20 protein-coding genes are annotated in these 19,223 nt (G+C 61.9%); 8 read left to right on the top strand and 12 right to left on the bottom strand.

The genetic code is table 11. The features are described 5' to 3' along the window. Nucleotides 1-229: 229 nt before the first annotated feature. Both AB8B20_RS12140 and pdxH read right to left on the bottom strand, forming a co-directional pair. Complete coding sequence (locus AB8B20_RS12140; protein ID WP_089265492.1) at nt 230-949, bottom strand: SDR family NAD(P)-dependent oxidoreductase; 720 nt, start codon at nt 947-949, stop codon at nt 230-232. A gap of 65 nt (nt 950-1,014) precedes the next feature. Further along, complete coding sequence (gene pdxH, locus AB8B20_RS12135) at nt 1,015-1,665, bottom strand: pyridoxamine 5'-phosphate oxidase (protein WP_439072738.1); 651 nt, start codon at nt 1,663-1,665, stop codon at nt 1,015-1,017. 122 nt (nt 1,666-1,787) lie between these two features. On the opposite strand from pdxH, the gene AB8B20_RS12130 reads away from it, so the two are divergent. The 3 genes from AB8B20_RS12130 (at nt 1,788) to AB8B20_RS12120 (ending at nt 4,214) form a co-directional block, all read left to right on the top strand. Then, on the top strand, nt 1,788-2,201 hold the full coding sequence (locus AB8B20_RS12130) for an RT0821/Lpp0805 family surface protein (RefSeq protein WP_089265490.1): 414 nt from the start codon (nt 1,788-1,790) through the stop codon (nt 2,199-2,201). Nucleotides 2,202-2,341: 140 nt separating this feature from the next. Then, a complete protein-coding gene (locus tag AB8B20_RS12125) occupies nt 2,342-3,316 on the top strand; it encodes a DnaJ C-terminal domain-containing protein (protein ID WP_093756869.1) in 975 nt (324 codons plus the stop codon). 121 nt (nt 3,317-3,437) lie between these two features. Next, nucleotides 3,438-4,214, top strand: a complete 777-nt coding sequence (locus AB8B20_RS12120) for a hypothetical protein (RefSeq protein WP_439072737.1) — start codon at nt 3,438-3,440, stop codon at nt 4,212-4,214. Nucleotides 4,215-4,257: 43 nt separating this feature from the next. On the opposite strand, the gene AB8B20_RS12115 is transcribed toward AB8B20_RS12120, so the two are convergent. Both AB8B20_RS12115 and AB8B20_RS12110 read right to left on the bottom strand, forming a co-directional pair. Beyond that, nucleotides 4,258-5,031: an anti-sigma factor family protein gene (locus AB8B20_RS12115; RefSeq protein WP_439072736.1), complete on the bottom strand. Its 774-nt coding sequence runs from the start codon at nt 5,029-5,031 to the stop codon at nt 4,258-4,260. Between the two features lie 18 nt (nt 5,032-5,049). Next, entirely contained in the window at nt 5,050-5,538 is a 489-nt protein-coding gene (locus AB8B20_RS12110; protein ID WP_089265487.1) for an RNA polymerase sigma factor, read from the bottom strand. A 225-nt stretch (nt 5,539-5,763) separates the two neighbouring features. Between AB8B20_RS12110 and fabI the strand changes: the two genes are divergently transcribed. From fabI to AB8B20_RS12090, 4 genes are all read left to right on the top strand, one after another. Further along, nucleotides 5,764-6,585 (top strand): enoyl-ACP reductase FabI, encoded by an 822-nt coding sequence (gene fabI, locus AB8B20_RS12105; protein ID WP_093756866.1) that lies wholly within the window; start codon nt 5,764-5,766, stop codon nt 6,583-6,585. A gap of 11 nt (nt 6,586-6,596) precedes the next feature. Next, complete coding sequence (locus tag AB8B20_RS12100) at nt 6,597-7,196, top strand: histidine phosphatase family protein (protein ID WP_439072735.1); 600 nt, start codon at nt 6,597-6,599, stop codon at nt 7,194-7,196. 75 nt (nt 7,197-7,271) lie between these two features. Beyond that, nucleotides 7,272-8,357, top strand: coding sequence for a chorismate synthase (aroC, locus tag AB8B20_RS12095; RefSeq protein WP_231079676.1), 1,086 nt, complete (start codon nt 7,272-7,274; stop codon nt 8,355-8,357). A 51-nt stretch (nt 8,358-8,408) separates the two neighbouring features. Further along, a complete protein-coding gene (locus tag AB8B20_RS12090) occupies nt 8,409-9,599 on the top strand; it encodes an adenylate/guanylate cyclase domain-containing protein (protein ID WP_439073066.1) in 1,191 nt (396 codons plus the stop codon). A gap of 2 nt (nt 9,600-9,601) precedes the next feature. On the opposite strand, the gene AB8B20_RS12085 is transcribed toward AB8B20_RS12090, so the two are convergent. From AB8B20_RS12085 to AB8B20_RS12075, 3 genes are all read right to left on the bottom strand, one after another. Beyond that, nucleotides 9,602-10,357 (bottom strand): hypothetical protein, encoded by a 756-nt coding sequence (locus AB8B20_RS12085; protein ID WP_093757333.1) that lies wholly within the window; start codon nt 10,355-10,357, stop codon nt 9,602-9,604. Nucleotides 10,358-10,447: 90 nt separating this feature from the next. Next, on the bottom strand, nt 10,448-10,753 hold the full coding sequence (gene clpS, locus AB8B20_RS12080) for an ATP-dependent Clp protease adapter ClpS (protein ID WP_089265483.1): 306 nt from the start codon (nt 10,751-10,753) through the stop codon (nt 10,448-10,450). Nucleotides 10,754-10,801: 48 nt separating this feature from the next. Further along, the gene (locus AB8B20_RS12075) at nt 10,802-12,118 is read right to left on the bottom strand and encodes a tetratricopeptide repeat protein (protein WP_439072734.1); all 1,317 of its coding nucleotides are present in this window, start codon (nt 12,116-12,118) and stop codon (nt 10,802-10,804) included. A gap of 220 nt (nt 12,119-12,338) precedes the next feature. Here AB8B20_RS12075 and AB8B20_RS12070 point away from each other — a divergent pair, with 220 nt between their 5' ends. Next, the gene (locus AB8B20_RS12070) at nt 12,339-13,184 is read left to right on the top strand and encodes a DUF1194 domain-containing protein (RefSeq protein WP_439072733.1); all 846 of its coding nucleotides are present in this window, start codon (nt 12,339-12,341) and stop codon (nt 13,182-13,184) included. A gap of 6 nt (nt 13,185-13,190) precedes the next feature. On the opposite strand, the gene AB8B20_RS12065 is transcribed toward AB8B20_RS12070, so the two are convergent. The 5 genes from AB8B20_RS12065 to AB8B20_RS12045 all read right to left on the bottom strand — a co-directional run bounded on the left by AB8B20_RS12065 (nt 13,191) and on the right by AB8B20_RS12045 (nt 19,138). Further along, on the bottom strand, nt 13,191-14,510 hold the full coding sequence (locus AB8B20_RS12065; RefSeq protein ID WP_439072732.1) for a cobyrinate a,c-diamide synthase: 1,320 nt from the start codon (nt 14,508-14,510) through the stop codon (nt 13,191-13,193). After that, complete coding sequence (locus tag AB8B20_RS12060) at nt 14,507-15,832, bottom strand: type II toxin-antitoxin system HipA family toxin (RefSeq protein ID WP_439072731.1); 1,326 nt, start codon at nt 15,830-15,832, stop codon at nt 14,507-14,509. Before AB8B20_RS12060 ends, AB8B20_RS12065 begins: the two co-directional genes overlap by 4 nt. Next, on the bottom strand, nt 15,832-16,083 hold the full coding sequence (locus AB8B20_RS12055; RefSeq protein WP_068734977.1) for a helix-turn-helix domain-containing protein: 252 nt from the start codon (nt 16,081-16,083) through the stop codon (nt 15,832-15,834). Before AB8B20_RS12055 ends, AB8B20_RS12060 begins: the two co-directional genes overlap by 1 nt. Nucleotides 16,084-16,209: 126 nt before the next feature. Continuing rightward, a complete protein-coding gene (locus AB8B20_RS12050) occupies nt 16,210-17,754 on the bottom strand; it encodes an acyl-CoA synthetase (RefSeq protein WP_439072730.1) in 1,545 nt (514 codons plus the stop codon). Nucleotides 17,755-17,965: 211 nt separating this feature from the next. Beyond that, nucleotides 17,966-19,138: an acetyl-CoA C-acetyltransferase gene (locus AB8B20_RS12045; protein WP_439072729.1), complete on the bottom strand. Its 1,173-nt coding sequence runs from the start codon at nt 19,136-19,138 to the stop codon at nt 17,966-17,968. Between the last annotated feature and the right edge of the window lie 85 nt (nt 19,139-19,223).

Here is a 19,223-nt window from a genome sequence, read left to right as displayed (position 1 = left end):
GGCGCGCATGGCCAACGGTCGGGCGCAGGCGATGTCTGCGCGTACCTGCCGGCATTGTGGTGCCGGGTTGATGGACGGCGAATCCGAAGACGATTGTTCCAGCGCGGGGATCAGCGCGGCTGCGCCGATGCCGCGGAAATTTTACGCGGACTAGAAAATCCCGCGCTTTTCGAGGAGCGCCAGAATGGCGCGGTCCTCAGCATGACTATTCCCCACCCGTTACCGCTGATCAGACGTGCTGGCCGCCATTGATGTGGATCTCGGCGCCGTTCACGTATGAACTCGTTTCCGTACACAGCACATAGATGATCTTGGCGACTTCGTCGGGCGTGCCGAGCCGATGCAGCGGGATCTGCTGATCGACGATGGTCTGCGTGCCCGGCGAGAGGATCGAGGTGTCGATCTCGCCCGGCGCGATGGCGTTGACGCGGATGCCGAGGCGGCCGAAATCCGACGCCATTTCGCGGGTCAGCGACGCCAGCGCCGCTTTCGATGTGGCATAGGCCGCACCGGCAAACGGATGCACGCGCGAGCCGGCGATCGAGGTGACATTCACCACTGAGCCCTTCGCAGCCTTCAACTGCTCGATCAGCCCGCGGGCCATCATGATCGGTGCGAAGAAGTTGACGTTGAAGACATGGCTCCAGGTCGCGACGTCGGTATCGATCGAGCCCATGCGCGCGCCACCTTCGGCCTTCGGCGAGATGGCGGCATTGTTCACTAGCGCATGCAGCGCGCCGCCGTTCAGCCGTTCCTTGATGTCGTCGATGGCGCGGACGGTGTCGTCATGGTCGGCGAGGTCGACCTGGATGTGATCTTCGGGGCCGGCATCCCATGGGCAGACTTCCGGAAACGGATGCCGCGAACAGGTCAGCACACGCCAGCCGGCGCTTGAAAAGCGCATCACGGTGGCATGACCGATGCCGCGGCTTGCGCCGGTGAGCAGCATGGTGCGCTTGGGCGCGTTCGATCCTGGATGGCTCACGGGTCTGGTTCTCGTCTCGTTGTCGGCGTTCACGGATACAGTCTCACCTTGGTCCAGGACGTATCTGGTGCCGCGGTGTCGCGGCGGAATTCGATGCGGTCGTGCAGGCGATACGGGCGGTCGTGCCAGAACTCGAACCGCTGTGGCGTAATGCGCCATCCGCTCCAACCTGGCGGACGCGGCACGCTGCCGATCAGGTGTTTGGCGCCTTCCTTGGCGATGGCCTGTTCGAACGCAAAGCGGCTTTCCAGCGGCTGCGACTGTTTGCTCGCCCAGGCGCCGATCTGCGCCTGTTTGGGGCGGGTCGCAAAATACTCGTCGGCCTCGGCTTCGGTCACGCGGGTGACCGGACCGCGAATGCGGACCTGCCGGCGCAGCGACTTCCAGTGAAACAGCAGCGCGGCCTTGGGATTGGCGGCAAGCTCCTGGCCCTTCTGGCTGGCGATGTGGCTGTAGAACACGAAGCCGTCGGTGTCATAGCCCTTCATCAGCACCATGCGGACGTCCGGCAGGCCGTCGGCATCGACGGTGGCCAGCGCCATCGCGTTCGGATCGTTGGGTTCTGAGGTCTTTGCCTCGGTAAACCACTCGGAAAACAGTGCAAATGGTTCCGCAGCGGCCGTAAAATCACCTGACGTTAACGGAGTTGAGTCTTTGATGGGGGAGGTCGTGTCGGTCATGTCCGGAGTTCCGCTTGCGTTGGCCTGTTGTAGAGAGCTTGCTGCTGCCCCTACATAGGCAAGACCTATATAGGATACGGCAACGCATTGGCCTATCGGCCATCTGCCCGCTCGGTGCGGCTTTGACAGCAATTCTTATCGGCAGCACCCTCGGTGGTTGCAGTATGGGCCGAAACGAGTCCGCGCTGGCCAGGATGGAGGGCGGCGATGTCACCGGTTCGATTTCGCCGGCATCCGTCCAGGCCACCAATTACGAGCCCACCGAAGCCGATCTTGTCCTGACGCGTACGGCGGCCTCCGATGTCCTTACCAAGGGCAGCAAGGATTCCAGCCAGCCGTGGGAAAACCCGTCGACCGGCGCGCGCGGATCGGTGACGCCTCTGTCCAGTGCCTATGTCGCGGAAGGTCGCACCTGCAGGGATTTTCTGGCCAGCTATGTCAACGGCACTAGCGAAAGCTGGATGCAAGGTGCGGCCTGTAAGGGTGACCGCGGCAGCTGGGACGTGCATACGCTGAAGCCGTGGAAACGGAGCTAGTTTTCACCGGCGGGCCGCTTGCGGCCGAGTTGCAAAAATGACACGAAGTCACCAGATGAAGAAGCAGGCGGGCCCTGGCCCGCAAACCCAACATGCGGGCCGATTGCCCGCCTTTTAGTTACCTGAAGGAGAGACGACGGATGCGCGACCCCTATGAGGTCTTGGGGGTGCAGCGGGGCGCCAGCGCTGCGGCGATCAAGAGTGCCTATCGCAAGCTCGCCAAGAAGCATCATCCCGACAGCAACAAGGACGATCCGAAAGCCGCCGACCGGTTTTCGGAATTGAATGCGGCCAACGAGATCATCGGCGACGAGGACAAGCGCAAGCAGTTCGACCGTGGCGAGATCGATGCCGAGGGTAAAGCACGCTTCCAGGGATTTCCGGGCGGCGGCCGCGCTGGCGCGTCGCAGCGCGGCTTCGAGCATGCTTTCCGTGGCGGTCCCGGTGCGCAGCAGGGCTTTCCCGGCGGTGCCGGTGGCGGTTTCGAGGATATCCTCAACAGCATGTTCGGCGGCGCCAGCCCGCGCGGCGCGCGTCCCGGCGCGCAGGGCTTTGAGTTCGATACCGGTGGCTATGCCGGCGGGATGCCTGATCTGGATCTGAACGTTGCCATGACGGTGACGCTGGAAGAATCCGTGAAGGGCGCCGAGAAGCGCGTGCGTCTGCCATCCGGCAAGGAATTGAACGTCAAGATACCGGCCGGCGTCACGTCGGGCCAGCAGATCCGGCTCCGCGGGCAGGGTGAAAGCGCGCCAGGACATCGTCCCGGCGATCTGATGATCACCGTCACCATCGCTCCCCACGCTCACTTCAAGGTGGATGGCAACGACCTGCGCGTCGATCTGCCGATCACGCTCTACGAAGCCGTGCTTGGGGCCAAGGTGCGCGCGCCGACACTCACCGGTGCCGTGGAGCTTTCAATTCCGAAGAACACGTCGAGCGGACGGGTGTTTCGCCTGAAGGGCAAGGGCCTGCCGCTGGCCGGAGGCGCCGCGGGCGATCTCTACTTCACCACCAGGATCATGCTGCCGGACGGCAACGATGCCGAGCTGGAAGCCCTGATGGAGAAGTGGCGCGACGGGCACCCGTATCATCCGCGGAGTGATTTGGGGTAGGTTCGGATGAGCGGTGCGGTATTGGCCGCGCCGCTCTCGATCAATCTGCTGCTAACCTTGCGGGCAGATCAATTCGGTCAACGTTTGATTGTGTCGATGCTGATGCACTATAAAAACGTGCATGGTCATCATCTATCCAACCGCCAGACAGGTTTTTCACTCTGTATGGGATGGCGGGCGTCTCGTCTTTCGCCAAGCGCCGCATTTGGTCCTGATCGCGTTTTCGATCTATGTGCTGATCGATCTCTCCAAGCTCGTAGTCGCATCCAGCGACATCGGCAGCAAAACATTTCGCCTCCTGCTCGACGGCATGTCGACGATCCTGCTGGTGCCCTTTCAGGTCGGCGCATATCGTCTGATCATTCTGGGCGAGCAGCCCGCGCACTATCTCGCGTATTTTTGCGATCGGTTCCGCCGCTATTTTAAATGGGTGGCCGTGCTCTGGGTACCGACGCTGGTCGGCGAGATCATGCCTGAGTCCGGTTTGATGAGTATTCTCTTGCCGATTGGTTTGGCGATTATCGTCATCATTGTGTCGGTCCGCCTGGTGTTGCTGTTTCCTGCTTTGGCCGCGGGCCCGGTCAATGTGACGGCTGCAGATGCATGGCACGATAGTCGAGGACGGATCTGGCTGATCGTTCGGACCATATTGGCAATCGTCATTCCGTTCACGGCGGCGCTGGTGGTGTGGATTGCTTGCATCATGATGTTGGGCCTGATGGGAAGCACGGCTGATCTTCCATTCTGGAAAGCAATGTTGCGGGCCGTTACGGACAGCACGATGGGAATTATCGCAACCATTGTGATGATCGCGAATACGGCACTGTTATTCGATGTGATAGGTGACCGCGTCAAACGCGAAAGTTCTTTCTTGCCGGAGGCAACGCCAAACGCCTGACAGCCCGGATTCTGCTTCGCTCCATCCGGGCTACAGAGTGTAGCTATCCCCCGATCTTCTCCGTCTGGTCATAGATCTGGCGGGCGACCTGGTTGAGCCGGTCCTTGTCGGTCGGGCCTGACACGACATAGCCGACGCCCTTGTCAGCCCAGAACATGGCGCCGTCCTTGTCCTGCGCGGCATAGCGCATCTGGGTCGCGTCAGCCTTCGCCGCACGCGAAGTGTAGAGCGTGTAGCGCTCGCCCGACGGGCTCTCATACATGAAGAAGGCCGCAGGCGCTTCGGGGCCGGGCAGCAAGCGTCCGCCGACCAGCTTCAATCCGGCCGCATCGAGTTCGGGCGCCTTGATCTCGTAGCCGACGCGCTTCGACAGCCACTGCTGCAGGTGTGCACGTTCATTGGCTGCGACTTCGACCGGATGACGGACTTCGACCACATAGGTCCGGTGCGCACCGAGCGCGTCCACCGTGAAACTCCGGAATATCGATGGCGAGGTCGCTGCGCCGCGTGCGACCCAGCCCGCGCTGCCACCTGCAATGAAGGCGACAAGCGTGGCCGCGACGGCGCCGTAGATCCAGCGCCGCGGCTGCTGAACCAGTCGCTCGATTTCCAGCCGCTGCGGCACGGCTTCGTCGGCAATCGCATCGTAGCGGGCATGCAGCAACTCGGCCATCGCGCGCCATGATGCGACGCGCTCGGCATCGTCAGGATGTGTCGCGAGCCAGGCCTCGACATCGGTGCGGCGCTCGGCCGGCAATTCATTATCGACGAAGGCGTGCAATTCGTCTTCGGTCACGGGAATGTTCGGTCCGGTCATTATCATCTTCCCTTTAAATCATTTGACCGCGCGCAGCGCCGGGCGCTCGCCGTCGAGATAGGCTTTGACATGGGCGCGGGCGCGGGCGAGACGCGACATCACGGTGCCGATCGGCACGCCCTGAATGTCGGCGACTTCGCGGTAGCTCAGGCCTTCGAGCATCACGAGCAGCAGCACCGAGCGCTGCTCTTCGACGAGGGCGGCAAGGGCGCGCGAGATGTCGCGCCCTTCGGCTTCGGTCCCGCTGGCATCCGGATTGTTGTCGAACAGTTCGGTGAAGACTGGTTTGCGTGCCAGCGAGCGGCGGCGGTTGCGGTTCAGATTGGTCAGGATCGTATAGAGCCAGCTTCTGAGATCGCCGCCGATGAACAGTTTCTCGGAGCGTAGCGCGCGCACGAGTGTGTCCTGCACCAGGTCGTCTGCGATGTCGGTGTCACGCGCCAGCGCCCGCGCATAACGGCGCAGCGCCGGAATCATGCTCTCAACGCTCTCGCGAAAGGCGCTCATGGGGCTCGTGCCATCCGTTGCAATCCTGACGGTATCTTGGGCGGTCCGCAATTGCGCCGCATCTATCATAACACCTTGGCGGACCGTCTATTCCGGCGTTAAGCCCGGACGGTAAACAGCCACATAACCGGGCTTTTGGGCTGTACCGGACGCAAGTGCTGGTGTACCCCCAAGGCCAGATCGGCATGGACTGCCAAGTTATCAGCCAAGCAAATAGGATGTGATATGAGTGAAGTTTCAGGCCTGATGAAGGGCAAGCGCGGCGTCATTCTCGGCGTGGCCAATAACCGTTCCATCGCCTGGGGCATTGCCAAGGCGTGCCAGGCGCAGGGCGCCGAGATCGCGCTGACCTATCAGGGCGATGCGCTGAAGAAGCGCGTGGAGCCGCTGGCGGCGGAACTGGGCGCGCTCGTGCTTGGTCATTGCGACGTCACGGATGCCGCGACCATCGATGCGGTGTTCGACGAGCTCAAGGCGAAGTGGGGCAAGATCGACTTCGTCGTCCATGCCATTGCGTTTTCCGACAAGAACGAGCTCGAGGGCCGCTATGTCGACACCACGGCGGAGAACTTCAGCAAGAGCATGCTCATCTCCTGCTATTCGCTGACCGCGGTTGCGCAGCGCGCCGAGAAACTAATGACCGACGGTGGTTCGATCATCACGCTGACTTATTACGGCGCCGAGAAGTGGATGCCGAACTACAACGTGATGGGCGTCGCCAAGGCCGCGCTCGAAGCCAGCGTGCGCTATCTGGCGGCTGACCTGGGCGAGAAGGGCATCCGCGTCAATGCGATCTCCGCCGGCCCGATCAAGACGCTGGCCTTCGCAGGGATTGCCGACTCCCGCTATCTGCTGAAATACAACGAGGTCAATGCGCCGCTGCGCAAGAACGTCTCGATCGACGAAGTCGGCCAGAGCTCGATGTATTTCCTGTCTGACCTGTCCTCTGGCGTCACCGGCGAAGTGCATCACGTCGATGCTGGCTATCACGTGCTCGGCACCAAGGTGCCGGATGCGCCGGATATCTCGATGGGCGGCAAGGACTGATCGCTTAGTCCATGCCGAAACCAACGATCTATTATATTCGCCACGGTCAGACCGAATGGAATGCCGCCGGTCGCTTTCAGGGCTCGAAGGACATTCCGCTCAACGATCTCGGTCGTGAGCAGGCGGCGCATGCTGGTGGTGTCCTTAAAGATCTGCTGGCGCGCGACGGGCGCACCAACGGCGATGTCGCATTCGTCTCCAGTCCGCTCGGCCGCGCGCGCAACACCATGGAACTGGTGCGCGGCAAGCTCGATCTGCCGCATGACGACTACGGCCTCGACGATCGTCTGCGTGAGATCGGCTTCGGCCACTGGGAAGGCTTTACGCTGGCCGAGCAGGAAGCCGCACATCCCGAGATCTTTGCGGCGCGCTTGCGCGACAAATGGAGCCTGTCGGCGCCGGGCGGCGAGAGCTACGCTGAGGTGCAACTCCGGATGCGCGAATGGGTTGACGGCCTGACGGGCGATACCGTTGCCGTTGCCCATGGCGGTACGGCGCGGGCGCTAATGGTGGCGCTGGGCTTTGAGACGCCGGACGGGGTCAGTGAGCTGCCGATCCAGCAGGGCGCGGTCTACGTGTTCAACGCCGACGGGATGGACAAGTTTAGTTAAGCATTGCGGCTGACCGGGCGATTTGACCCCTCGGACGGCCCGCGTTACGACATCTGCTCAAGCAGCGAGCGCCCCATGTCCCACAACACCTTCGGCCACATGTTCCGCGTCACGACCTTTGGCGAGAGCCACGGGGTGGCGATCGGCTGCGTGGTCGATGGCTGTCCGCCGCTGATCCCGCTCGATGTTGCCGAGATCCAGGCCGATCTCGATCGCCGCCGTCCCGGCCAGTCGCGCTTTACCACGCAGCGGCAGGAAGCTGACGCGGTCAAGATCCTGTCCGGGGTCATGGCGCATCCGGAAACGGGTGTGCAGGTCACGACGGGGACGCCGATCGCGCTCTTGATCGAGAATACCGACCAGCGCTCGAAGGATTATTCGGACATCAAGAACAAGTTTCGGCCGGGCCATGCCGACTTCACCTATGAGGCCAAATACGGGTTGCGCGACTATCGCGGCGGTGGCCGTTCATCTGCCCGCGAGACGGCGACGCGTGTTGCGGCCGGCGCGATCGCGCGCAAGATCGTGCCCGGAATGACGGTGCGTGCTGCGCTGGTGCAGATGGGACCGCACAAGATCGACCGCGGCAACTGGGACTGGGACGAGGTCGCCCGCAATCCATTCTTCTGCCCGGATAAGGACAAGGCCGCCTTCTTCGAAAGCTATCTCGATGGTATCCGGAAATCCGGCTCGTCGATCGGCGCGGTGATCGAGGTGGTCGCCGACGGCGTGCCCGCAGGTTTGGGCGCGCCCATTTACGCCAAGCTCGATGGCGATCTGGCAGCGGCGCTGATGAGCATCAATGCGGTGAAGGGTGTCGAGATCGGCGACGGTTTCGGTGCTGCGGAATTGTCTGGCGAGGACAATGCCGACGAGATGCGCATGACCAATCACGGCCCGTCATTTCTCTCAAACCATGCTGGCGGCATCCTCGGCGGCATTTCCACAGGCCAGCCGGTCGTGGCACGTTTTGCAGTGAAGCCGACTTCGTCGATCCTGTCGCCGCGCAAGACCGTCGATCGCAATGGCGCCGATACGGACATCCTGACCAAGGGGCGTCATGATCCCTGCGTCGGCATCCGCGCCGTGCCGGTGGCGGAAGCCATGGCCGCTTGTGTGCTCGCCGATCATTTCATTCGGCATCGCGGACAGGTCGGCTAGAGTAAGTGACTGACCGAAGCCCGCGTTCGCGCGAGTTTGAAAGTGCCAGCCGTGTTGCCCGACAAGCTCAGAGAGATCATCGACTGGCTCAGCGACGGTGCGCGATCCGCGCCGACGCCATCGCGCATGATGGCGGAATGTTGCGAACGGCTTGTTGCTGCGGGGCTGCCGTTGTACCGCGTGGGCATCTTCATCCGCACCCTGCACCCGGAAATCTTCGGCCGCAATTTCATCTGGCGTCCGGAGACCGGGGTGGTCCTCAGCTCGGTTGATTTCGACATTCAGGAGGCACCTGAATTCCTCAGCAGTCCGCTTGCACTGGTCTTCCGTGAAGGTGTCGAGGTCCGTAGCCGACTTCATGAGCCATCAACCACACCCTTTCCTTTTTTCGACGACATGCGCGCCGAAGGTGTTACCGATTATATCGCGATCCCGCTCACCTTCGTCGACAACATGCTCCACGCATCAAGCTGGACCACCAAGCAGCCCGGCGGTTTCACCGAGGAGCAGCTTGCTGCCTTGAAAGCCGTGCTGCCGACATTGGCGCGGTTGATCGAGGTCATCGGCATACGACGAGTGACGGTGACACTGCTCGATACCTATGTGGGCAATCGCGCTGGCGGACGTATTCTCGGTGGTCAGATCCGACGTGGCCATACCGAGACCATGCGCGCAGCGATCTGGTTGTCGGATCTGCGCGGCTTTACGGCGCTGTCGGACCGATTGCCGCCGGAAAGCGTCGTCGAGATTCTCAACCTTTACTTCGATTGTCAGGTGCCTGCGATCCTCAAGCATGGCGGCGAAGTGCTCAAATTCATGGGCGATGGCCTGCTGGCCGTGTTTCCCATTGCCGAGGATGATACGGATCGTTCGATGGTTTGCGGTCATGCGCTGGAGGCTGCGCGTGAAGCCAGCGCTGCCGTTGAAGCGCTGCGCTGGTCGGATGCGGCAGGTGCCGAAGAGCGCTTTCGCTTCGGTCTGGCACTGCATGTCGGCAAGGTGCTTTACGGCAATATCGGTGGCGGCAACCGGCTCGACTTCACCTGTATCGGCCCGGCGGTGAACCTCGCCGCACGTCTGGAGAAGATCGCCGGCAAACTGCACCGGACGGTGGTGGCGTCGACCGCTTTTGCTGATGCGACACGCGCCGATTGGGCCGATCTCGGTGAATTTCCCATCGCTGGCTTCGCCAAGGCCGAGCAGGTCTATGGATTGGGCGATGAAACCGCGGTCGCTGGCTGAGGTCAGTCGCCGCGCAGATGGGATTGCTTGAGGGCCGCGGTCAGGATCATCAGGGTCACCCAAAGCCGCAGCATCGCGAAGCCGAAGATAAAAACGAAGAAGATCAGGTTTCGGATGAAGGTGTTCGTCGTCGGCGCCTGCCCGTAGATCGCAATCGCGTTGCGAACGAGACCCTGGACAAAACCGAGGCCGAAATAGGCGGCGGTCAGGACCAGAAGGCCCACGCCGAGCCACGCGCTTCGCCTGGCGAATTCACGGCAAGCCGCGAAGAAACGAACCCTGTTGTCATGGCGTTCGACGCCGACGATCATCAGCAAGATCAGCGTGGCGATGGATGCATTCCAGATCTTTCCGGCCGCCGTCGGCTGATCGAACGCCATGCCATCGATGCCGCCCATGAAGTTCAGGTCCAGCGGCGAGATCCCGAGCGATACAGAGATCATGCTTGCTACAAGCATCAGCGCGCCGATACGCACCAGAATGCGCAGCGATAGTCGGAATTCATCCTCGAACGTCATCGCTCCGAGATGGGTCTCGCCGTCGGCAAGCTCGATCGACCGCCGTGCGGTCACCAGGAACGCGAGAAGAACGGCAACCGTGGCGACGAAGATGGCCGGCAAGGCGATAACGCCACCGCTGAACGCGATCACGCGCATTCCCGCTGCCAGCACGAGCCAAGGCAGGCATTCGATGAAGCGCAAAGGCCCGAACGACAATTCCGGCCGGGATACATATTGCTTGCGGAGTGCAATCGACATCTGGCGAGCTTGCCACATGCCGCCCAACCTCGGATTGAGCCGATCGTTAAATTTTTATCGTCTTGGTGGCCAAAGCAGAAGCGCCACGTCCTATTCTTCCGGCTCGGTCGTGAACAGAAGCGGATAGCCCTTGGCGCGGCCGGCATCTGTCGCGCGGGTCGCCTTGGTCTCGGCGACGTCACGGGTGAACACGGCGACGACGCAGACGCCGCGTTGATGCGCCGTCATCATTACCTTGGCGGCTTGATCCTCGGACATGCGAAATTCCGCCTTCAGCACCCGCACGACGAACTCCCGCGGCGTGAAGTCATCATTGACGAGGATAACCTTGTACAATTTCGGCCGCTCGACCTTCGGCTTGGTCTTAGTCTGCGGGGCGGTGACACTCTCGGGCATGCACACTCATCCGGACGATCGCGCTCTGTGGCGGCGACGCGACGATGATCACTCGGCCGGGCAATCCTTGAGGCGTTGCACGGCATCCTGATCGCCGCGCTGCACGGCCATTGGTTTCAGTTTACAGGCTCCGGGGACGTCGCGAAACTGCGGGTTCTGCGATAGTTTGAGATCGACCAATGCGGCAAGTGCGTCAGGCTCGCCAAGTTCCGCAGCCTGAATTGCCTCATACAGAACGATATTGAGCGAGGAAATCTGAACCTGCGGATGGCTGGCCAGCAACCGCAGGGCCTTTAGCCGGGAGTCGTAATCCCAGACCCCGGCAGTGATCAGCAAGTCGACCCCCTTTGACACGTCGCGTGGCACCAGCTTTCCATCGAGATAAAGCTGGCCGAGCAGGCCACTCGCGCTCGCCTGATGGCGCTGGCTTTGCAAGATCGATAATGCGCGCTTCGGATCGGCCGGGCCGCCTTCGCCATCGAGCAGCATCTGCGCCAGTTCGGTATCCCCTCCCAGACGATCGCGCGCGGCCTCTTCAAATAGTTTGCGGGCGCGCACGGGATCGTTGGGACGCGTGGCTTCAGCCAGCGCCGCCTTGGCGCCAAACGAGCCGCCTTGGGCGAGACGTGCGAGTAAATCCCGGCCGAGGGTCTGCTCGTCCGGCTGTGGGGATCGCGCGAGAAGCCGGGCAAGCCTGATCTGCTGGTCCGCACGGGTGACGTTCTCCGGCAGCGGCAACCGAAGCGCGCGCTCGGTCCAGTATCGTTCGGCCGAGGCGTCCCGCTTCACGATGCCGCCACGGCCATAGAGGATGGCGAGCCTGTTTACCGCTGACGGGTTGTCCAGTTCGGCTGCCTTGATCAGCGCGTGCTGTGCCTCGTCGCGCGCAATCAGTTGCGGGCGATCAAGATGATAGTCCCATGAATTATGCGACTCATAGATTGCGTAATTTGCCTCGCTATCGTTCCGGGCTGCGGCCTCGCGCAACAGTGCGACCGCCTCGGCGCGCCGTTCATGCGGCAGCGATTGAGCGAAGGCCACCTTGTTGCGGACATCGTCCGGAGCAGCAGCGAATGCTTCGCTGCAGGCGGTCTGGCGCATCCGGTAACGCAGCTTCTCTTGTTGCTCGGGGAGGTATTCGGTGGCGTTCCGCAAAAGACGGCGGCATTCGTTGGCTGCGTTGGCGCCGAACGGCTGAATAGGTTCGTCCTGTTCGGCGGCCCCTGTCTTGCGCTGTTCGGCAGGTGCTGAAACGAACAAAGCGATCGCTGCGCCGATGCAAGCGAGCAGTACGGCCAACACGATTGCGTGCCGCGCTGCGGGCTGGCGGCCACCGTTCATCGGCGCGTTCAAGGCGGCACTCATGTCGGCCATTCCGGTCGGCAATGGTGGATGTGGCGTTGGCGACATCCTGCGCTAGCTTTGTCGCGCGAACGTGCAAACCGTTCAAATCTGGGGGCAGGCGCCCGTTAACTCTGCCGCAGCAGCAGAGCCGCCATGACCGGATTGTGAACATGCCTGCAGGTTCCTGCTTTGCGGCTCGTCATTTGCATGTCACCATTCGATTCTCAACGGGAGGGCCGCTATGCGCTGGTGTGTCTCGATTGGAGCGGTACTCATCGCGGGAGCGATGGCCGGCGGGGACGTCGCGAGCATGGCTGCGACAGGCCCGAAAGCGCAGTTTGCCCAGAGCAAGCAGGACCCCGTAGTCGATGTCGAACTGGTGCTGGCGGTCGACGTTTCCTATTCGATGGATATGGACGAGTTGGCGATCCAGCGCGAAGGCTATGCCCAGGCCATCGTCTCCAAGGAATTTCTTACCGCGCTCAAGAGTGGCCCGACAGGCAAGATTGCGGTCACTTATTTCGAATGGGCGGCATCGTCAGACCAGAAGCTGATCATTCCCTGGCGTGTCATCGATGGTCCTGAATCCGCCGACGCGGTGGCATCCGAAATCATGAAGACACCGATCCGCCGGGCGTCAAGGACGTCGATCTCGGGCGCGATCTACTACGCCATGCCGCTGTTCGATGAAAATGCGCTGCACGGTCTGCGCCGGGTCATCGATATTTCGGGCGATGGGCCGAACAACAATGGAGGACCGGTGACGGTCGCGCGCGATGAGGCAGTCGCGAAAGGTATTGTCATCAACGGCCTGCCGATCATGGCCAAGGAACTGTCCTACTCGACCATGGATATCGAAAACCTCGATCTCTATTATGAGGACTGCGTGATCGGCGGCGCGGGTTCCTTCGTGGTGCCGATCAAGGAGCGCGACAAGTTCAAGGAAGCGATCCGCACCAAACTGGTGTTGGAAGTCGCAGGATTGATGCCCGAGCCGCGCGCGATTCCTGTCGCCAACACGACGAAGGAGCCCCGCGTCAACTGCCTGATCGGCGAGAAGATCTGGCAGGATCGCTGGGGGCGTTAGTTCCCGTTAGCCATCGACCCGCGCAATCGCGTGGAAAAACGTGCCGGTGACATGGCCGCGCCGTCCGCCGCGCTCTGCCATGGGTTCGGCCTGCGCGTTGCGGAGATCGACCAGCGGGTCGTCGCTGCCCGGATCAATCAGTGACGCATAGTGAAATTCATGGCCGCGGATGAGCGATCCCTTTGGTCCGATCGAACTGTCGGATAGCAATCGCGCCTCGCGATAGCCGAGATGCAAGTGCCGCTTGTGGAAACTCGTCGTGTGGCTGAGCAGCCCCGTCATCGCATGCCGGTTGCCGTCGGCATCCTCCAGGCCTTCACCGAGCACCATATAGCCGCCGCACTCGCCATGGACCGAACGTGTCTGTGCGAAGCGCACCAGCCCGTCGCGGAATCTTTGCGCCGAGGCAAGCGTTGCCACGTGAAGTTCGGGATAGCCGCCTGGCAGCCAGCATGCATCACAATCATCCGGCGGAGCTTCATTGGCCAGCGGTGAGAAGCGGACGACCTCCGCGCCGGCATTGCGCCAGCCGTCAATCAGGTGCGGATAGATGAAGGTGAAGGCAGCATCAGCGGCCAATGCAATGCGCTGACCCGGCGGCGGTAAGGCCGGCGCGGCATTGCGGGCCGGCTGTCCGTCGATCGGCGCAGCCAGCGCGATGATAGTATCGAGATCGAGGTGCTTCTCCGCCATGCCGGCGAGTACGTCCATCCGTGTGGCAAGGTCGCCGTGTTCGCCAGCCTGGATGAGGCCGAGATGACGCTCTGGCAGCGCCAGTGCGGCATCCCGCGGAATGGCGCCGACGACGGGGATGCCGAGCGGCGCGATGGCGTCCGTGATAAGGCGGCGGTGGCGATCGCTGCCGACGCGGTTCAGGATCACGCCGGCGACGTGCACGTCAGGACGATGACTGGCAAAGCCGCGCACCATGGCGGCGGCGGATAGCGATTGCGCGGTCACGTCGAGCACCAGCAGCACCGGTAGATTGAAGCGCGCGGCGATACTGGCGCTGCTACCGTCTCGGTCGGCGACGCCGGGCACACCGTCGAACAGGCCCATAACGCCTTCGACCACCAGCAGATCGGCGGCTTCGGTGGTGCCAGCCATCAGCGCCTGCAGCAGCGAGGGCGGCATGGTCCAGCTATCGAGATTGATGCAGGGAGCGCCGGTGGCGACCGCGTGAAAGGCAGGGTCGATATAATCGGGCCCGGCCTTGGCCGCACGCAGTACCATGCCGCGCCGCCCGAGCGCGGCGAGCAGGCCGAGCGTGACCGTGGTCTTGCCCGCGCCGGAACGTGCTGCGGAGACCAGCAGGCCGGCGGTCATGATGGAACCTGGCTGAGGCTTTTCTCGATCATCGTGATGCGATGTGTCATCGCTTCCGAGATCGATGCAACCAACTGTTCGGGGAAATCTGGAGGCAAGTCATCAATCGCCTGCTCTGCCTTCATCATCGTGTTTGCGACGATATCCTCGAAAGTGGAGCGCACGAGACTGGCACCGATGCCCGCCATCGCAGCGGATTGGACGAAGTGCCGCGGCATGACCTCCTCGACCCCGTAGTGACGGCTCTTGCCGATCGACATCGCCAGCTTGAAGTTTTTCCTCTGGACCTGCCCATTGTCGAGGCTCGGCTGTGCGCTCAGCACATCGTAGAGCGGGGTCATGCGGAAGCGTCCACCTGGATTGAGGAAGATGCTGAAATTCTTGGCATGGCCGTCGGTGGCGCCGATCAGCCAGAACACGATGATGGCGCGCAGGAAATGCGAAAGGTCTGCTTCGACGGTGTCGCTGCCCTTGAGCAGGCCGAAGATCTCCGTCGTACCGGGGCCGCCGTCGGACTGATATTTTCGCGTCGAGGCTATGGACAGCGATTGCAGGCAGTCCTCCTGAGGCAGGCGCAGCAGGCGCTTGTCGCGCGTCCAGAGCCGGTCGAAGCGTTCGACCACCAGCGTTCGCCGCCCGCCGAAATCGGCGATTTCCGTATGGGCTGACGGGATGCCGAGCGCTGACAGAAGTCTAAGGCAGAAATACTCGTTCTCGACACTGTCCGAGAGATCGACGCCGTTTGGGAGCCGGCCGATCTGCGGCTTCAGGATATGGGTGGTCGCCGTCGTGCCAATTGGTTTGTACCATCGGCCGTCTCGCTTCAGCAGCGCCGTCTTCTCCTGGGCTCCGGCGATAGAAATACGGAAGCCCTTATCCTCGCCGAGCCCGAGCGGGGCAGAAACGAGGTTGTTCAGGATGTCTGCGATATCGCCAGCATCGACAGGATGGCCGTCCACTTTGCCGGCCGGGTCGGGTGTGTGTTCGTCCGGAAGAAATTGCAACGCGCCGACGCAGTCGTGGCCGAGGGCGGCGAGCATGCTGTAGGTGTCGGTGCCTTCGGCGCCGACACGTTCGGCGACGCGCTTGCGGATTGCGTCGCCGTCCGGCAGCAGATTGTCGAAGACATTGAGGACCGCCGCGCCGACGTACTGATCTTCGCGCAGTGGAAGGGATAGCGAGATGGGAAAGGTCGAATCCCAATCCAGCCAGTCGCGCGCATAGCGGAAGTTGACGGCACCAGTTGCCTCGCGCCGGAGCGCACCGACGAGCCTGCCGTTGACGAACACGTTCAGCGGAACGTGCTTCGGCGAACGCGCCATCAGAAAATGCTTTCGATGTCGGCGGCCTCGGTGGTCGTACGAGATCGTACAACCAGTTCGAGATTGAGCGCGGCGAGAGCCGCCATCAGCGTATTGAGTTGGACGGCGGGTTCGCCGGCTTCCAAACGGGAAACCGTTCCCTGCCGCAGATGCAGCTTCTGGCCGAGTTCCGTTTGTGTAAGGTCAGCTTGCTTTCTTGCCCGCCGCAAAATGGCGCCGAGCTGTTTTTCGTTGCGTGCGATCTGGTCCATGGAAAATCTCCCATGAAGTTTATACGCGGTCGCGTATAAAAATACAATATACGCGATCGCGTATATTTCAATTTTATACGTAAATGCGTATAAAAAAGATATATACGCGATCGCGTATAAGCCGCCTCACACTGTCGCTCTTTCCTTCTTCGGCCAGTACTTGTCCCGCAAGTGGCGCTTCACCAGTTTGCCGGTCGGCGTGCGTGGCAGTTCGGCCTCGAAGTCGATGCTCTTGGGGCATTTGATCGGGGAAAGATGCTTGCGGCAGTACAAGATCAATTCGGCCTCCAGCGCCTTGCCGGCGCGGCTCATGTCGTGCGGCTGCACCACGGCCTTGACCTCTTCGCCCATCTCCTCGTTCGGCACGCCGAACACCGCAACATCGGCGATGTCCGGATGGGTGATGAGAATGTCCTCGGTCTCCTGCGGGTAGATGTTCACACCGCCGGAAATGATCATGTAGGACTTGCGGTCGGTGAGGTATAGGAAGCCTTCGTCATCGAGATAGCCGACATCGCCGAGGGTAGACCAGCCGCGCGCGTTATAGGCGCGCTTCGTCTTCTCGGGATCGTTGTGATAGCTGAACTGCGGCGTATCGGCGAAATACACCGTGCCGATTTCGCCGGTCGGCGCTTCCTGGTCTTCTTCATTGACGATCTTGACGCTGCCGACCACAGCCTTGCCGACGGTCCCGCGATGCGACAGCCACTGCTGCGAGTTCGACACGGTGACGCCGTTGCCTTCGGAGCCGGCGTAATATTCGATCAGGATCGGTCCCCACCAGTCGATCATCCGCGCCTTGACGTCGACGGGGCAGGGGGCTGCGGCATGGATCGCGCCGTTCAATGAAGAGACGTCGTATTTCAAACGGACTTCATCAGGCAGCTTCAGCATGCGGACAAACATGGTTGGCACAAGCTGCGATTGGGTGATCTTGTGCTTCTCGACAAGCTTGAGGAATTCCTCGGCGTCGAAATGCTCCATGATCACCGACGTGCCGCCGAGCGTGATCGCCATCATGTTAAAACGTAACGGAGCCGCGTGATACAGCGGCGCCGGTGACAGATAGATCGAGTCCGATGTCATGCCGCACATGTTCGCGCAGAGCAGCTTCAGGAACGGATTCGGCACGTCGATCGGATTGTTCTCCGAGGCGCGCTTGATGCCCTTGGGGCGGCCCGTCGTGCCCGACGAATACAGCATGTCGTAGCCGGCAACCTCGTCGGCAATCGGCGTGGCGGGCTGAGTGGCGAGGGCACTATTCCAGTCGCGGAAACCGGTGCGCGAACCGTCGACGATATAGAACATCGGCTCCGCGGCGTTGGTGATCAGCGGTGCAACCACATCGGCGCATTTCTCGGAGGTGATGACAACCCGTGCGCCGCAGTCTTTCACGATATAGGCGATCTCGTCCTGCGTGAGGTAGCGGCTGATCGCCGTGTAATACAGCCCGCTGCGCTGTGCAGCCCAGCAGATCTCCATGAAGTCGAGGCGATTCTCCATCAAGAGCGCGATGTGGTCGCCGGCCTTCAGGCCGAGTGAGCGAAACAGCTGCGCGCCGCGGTTGGAACGTTCGTCGAGTTCGCGATAGCTGAGCGCCTGGCCGGAGCCGGCCATGCGGTAGGCAATCTTGTCGGGACTGGTCTTCGCGTGAATCGACGGATGCGTCATGGAGAATTCCTTGGTGTTTCCTCGAAGACCGGCGGATTTTTCCGCTCGTGGTGTGGTTCGGTAGGCTCTCTCAGTTGTCATCCCCGCGAAGGCGGGGATCCATAACCTCCTTCAGTTGAGATGGCACGCGGCGGCCTCCGCGTTCTTGCTATCTCGATCGAGAGTATGGGTCCCCGCCTTCGCGGGGACGACACCATTGTTGTCGGAGTGCTTACAATCGCTCTACGATCGTCACATTCGCCATGCCACCGCCTTCGCACATGGTCTGCAATCCATAGCGCTTCTTGTTCTGCTGCAGTGCGTGCACCAGCGTGGTCATCAGCTTGGTGCCGGAGCCGCCGAGCGGATGGCCGAGCGCGATGGCGCCGCCATTGACGTTGAGGCGCTTCGGGTCGGCGCCAGTGGCCTTAAGCCAGGCCGTTGGAATCGAGGCAAAGGCTTCGTTGACTTCGAACAGGTCGATGTCGTCGATCTTCATCCCGGCCTTTTCCAGCGCGCGCTTGGTGGCGGGCAGCGGCGCTTCCAGCATGATCACGGGATCACCGCCCATCATGGTCATGTGATGGATGCGGGCCAGCGGCTTGACGCCGAGCTGCTTGAGACCCCTTTCGTTGACGACCATCACGCCCGACGCGCCGTCGCAGATCTGGCTGGCGGATGCTGCAGTGAGCTTGCCGTTCTCAGCGATCAGCTTGACGCCCCTGATGCCGTCGAGCGTGGCGTCGAAGCGGATGCCCTCGTCGATGTGATGGGTGTCCGTGGTGCCATCGGCGCGGGTGATCTGCAGCGGGATGATTTCGTCCTTGAACCGGCCGGCCTCGGTCGCGGCAATAGCGCGCTGATGGCTCTGGAAAGCGTATGTGTCGAGGTCATCCTTCGACAGTCCGTATTTCTCGGCGACCATCTCGGCGCCGGTGAACTGGCTGAACTGGATGTTGGGATAGCGCGCTTCCATGCCGGGGCTCTTGTAGTGGCCCATGCCGGCCTTGGACGCGAGAATGCTTAGCGAGCCCATTGGCACGCGGGTCATGCTCTCGACGCCGGCGGCGATCACGATGTCCATAGAGCCAGCCATCACGGCCTGGGCGGCGAAATGCAGCGCCTGCTGCGATGAACCGCACTGGCGGTCGATGGAGGTGCCCGGCACGCTTTCCGGAAGCTTCGAGGCCAGCACCGCGTTGCGCGCGACGTTGACGGCCTGCTCGCCGCCCTGACCGACGCAGCCCATGATGACGTCCTCAACCGAGGCGGGATCTGCGCCGGTGCGTTCAACCAGCGTGTTCAAAACCGAGGCTGCGAGGTCGGCCGGGTGCCAGCCGGCTAAACGCCCGCCCTTGCGGCCACCGGCGGTGCGTGCAGCGGCAACGATATAGGCCTCGGCCATGCGTGATCTCCCTTTTTTGCCTTGTTTGGCGGCGTTTTTCGTGGCGTTGAATGCGCGGGATTTAAGTGTCCGCGGAGAGTTTAGT

Source organism: Tardiphaga sp. 866_E4_N1_4, assembly GCF_052076075.1.
Taxonomy (GTDB): Bacteria; Pseudomonadota; Alphaproteobacteria; order Rhizobiales; family Xanthobacteraceae; genus Tardiphaga; species Tardiphaga robiniae.
The sequence above is the reverse complement of the archived record's forward strand: the minus strand, read 5'-3'. Positions and strand labels throughout refer to the sequence as shown.

Coding starts and splice junctions, on each gene's coding strand:
- AB8B20_RS12140 (WP_089265492.1), bottom strand. CDS start 949: ATGCTGCTCACCGGCGCAAGCCGCGGCATCGGTCATGCCACCGTGATG.
- pdxH (WP_439072738.1), bottom strand. CDS start 1,665: ATGACCGACACGACCTCCCCCATCAAAGACTCAACTCCGTTAACGTCA.
- AB8B20_RS12125 (WP_093756869.1), top strand. CDS start 2,342: ATGCGCGACCCCTATGAGGTCTTGGGGGTGCAGCGGGGCGCCAGCGCT.
- AB8B20_RS12120 (WP_439072737.1), top strand. CDS start 3,438: ATGGTCATCATCTATCCAACCGCCAGACAGGTTTTTCACTCTGTATGG.
- AB8B20_RS12115 (WP_439072736.1), bottom strand. CDS start 5,031: ATGACCGGACCGAACATTCCCGTGACCGAAGACGAATTGCACGCCTTC.
- AB8B20_RS12110 (WP_089265487.1), bottom strand. CDS start 5,538: ATGAGCGCCTTTCGCGAGAGCGTTGAGAGCATGATTCCGGCGCTGCGC.
- fabI (WP_093756866.1), top strand. CDS start 5,764: ATGAGTGAAGTTTCAGGCCTGATGAAGGGCAAGCGCGGCGTCATTCTC.
- AB8B20_RS12100 (WP_439072735.1), top strand. CDS start 6,597: ATGCCGAAACCAACGATCTATTATATTCGCCACGGTCAGACCGAATGG.
- aroC (WP_231079676.1), top strand. CDS start 7,272: ATGTCCCACAACACCTTCGGCCACATGTTCCGCGTCACGACCTTTGGC.
- AB8B20_RS12085 (WP_093757333.1), bottom strand. CDS start 10,357: ATGTCGATTGCACTCCGCAAGCAATATGTATCCCGGCCGGAATTGTCG.
- clpS (WP_089265483.1), bottom strand. CDS start 10,753: ATGCCCGAGAGTGTCACCGCCCCGCAGACTAAGACCAAGCCGAAGGTC.
- AB8B20_RS12075 (WP_439072734.1), bottom strand. CDS start 12,118: ATGAGTGCCGCCTTGAACGCGCCGATGAACGGTGGCCGCCAGCCCGCA.
- AB8B20_RS12070 (WP_439072733.1), top strand. CDS start 12,339: ATGCGCTGGTGTGTCTCGATTGGAGCGGTACTCATCGCGGGAGCGATG.
- AB8B20_RS12065 (WP_439072732.1), bottom strand. CDS start 14,510: ATGACCGCCGGCCTGCTGGTCTCCGCAGCACGTTCCGGCGCGGGCAAG.
- AB8B20_RS12060 (WP_439072731.1), bottom strand. CDS start 15,832: ATGGCGCGTTCGCCGAAGCACGTTCCGCTGAACGTGTTCGTCAACGGC.
- AB8B20_RS12055 (WP_068734977.1), bottom strand. CDS start 16,083: ATGGACCAGATCGCACGCAACGAAAAACAGCTCGGCGCCATTTTGCGG.
- AB8B20_RS12050 (WP_439072730.1), bottom strand. CDS start 17,754: ATGACGCATCCGTCGATTCACGCGAAGACCAGTCCCGACAAGATTGCC.
- AB8B20_RS12045 (WP_439072729.1), bottom strand. CDS start 19,138: ATGGCCGAGGCCTATATCGTTGCCGCTGCACGCACCGCCGGTGGCCGC.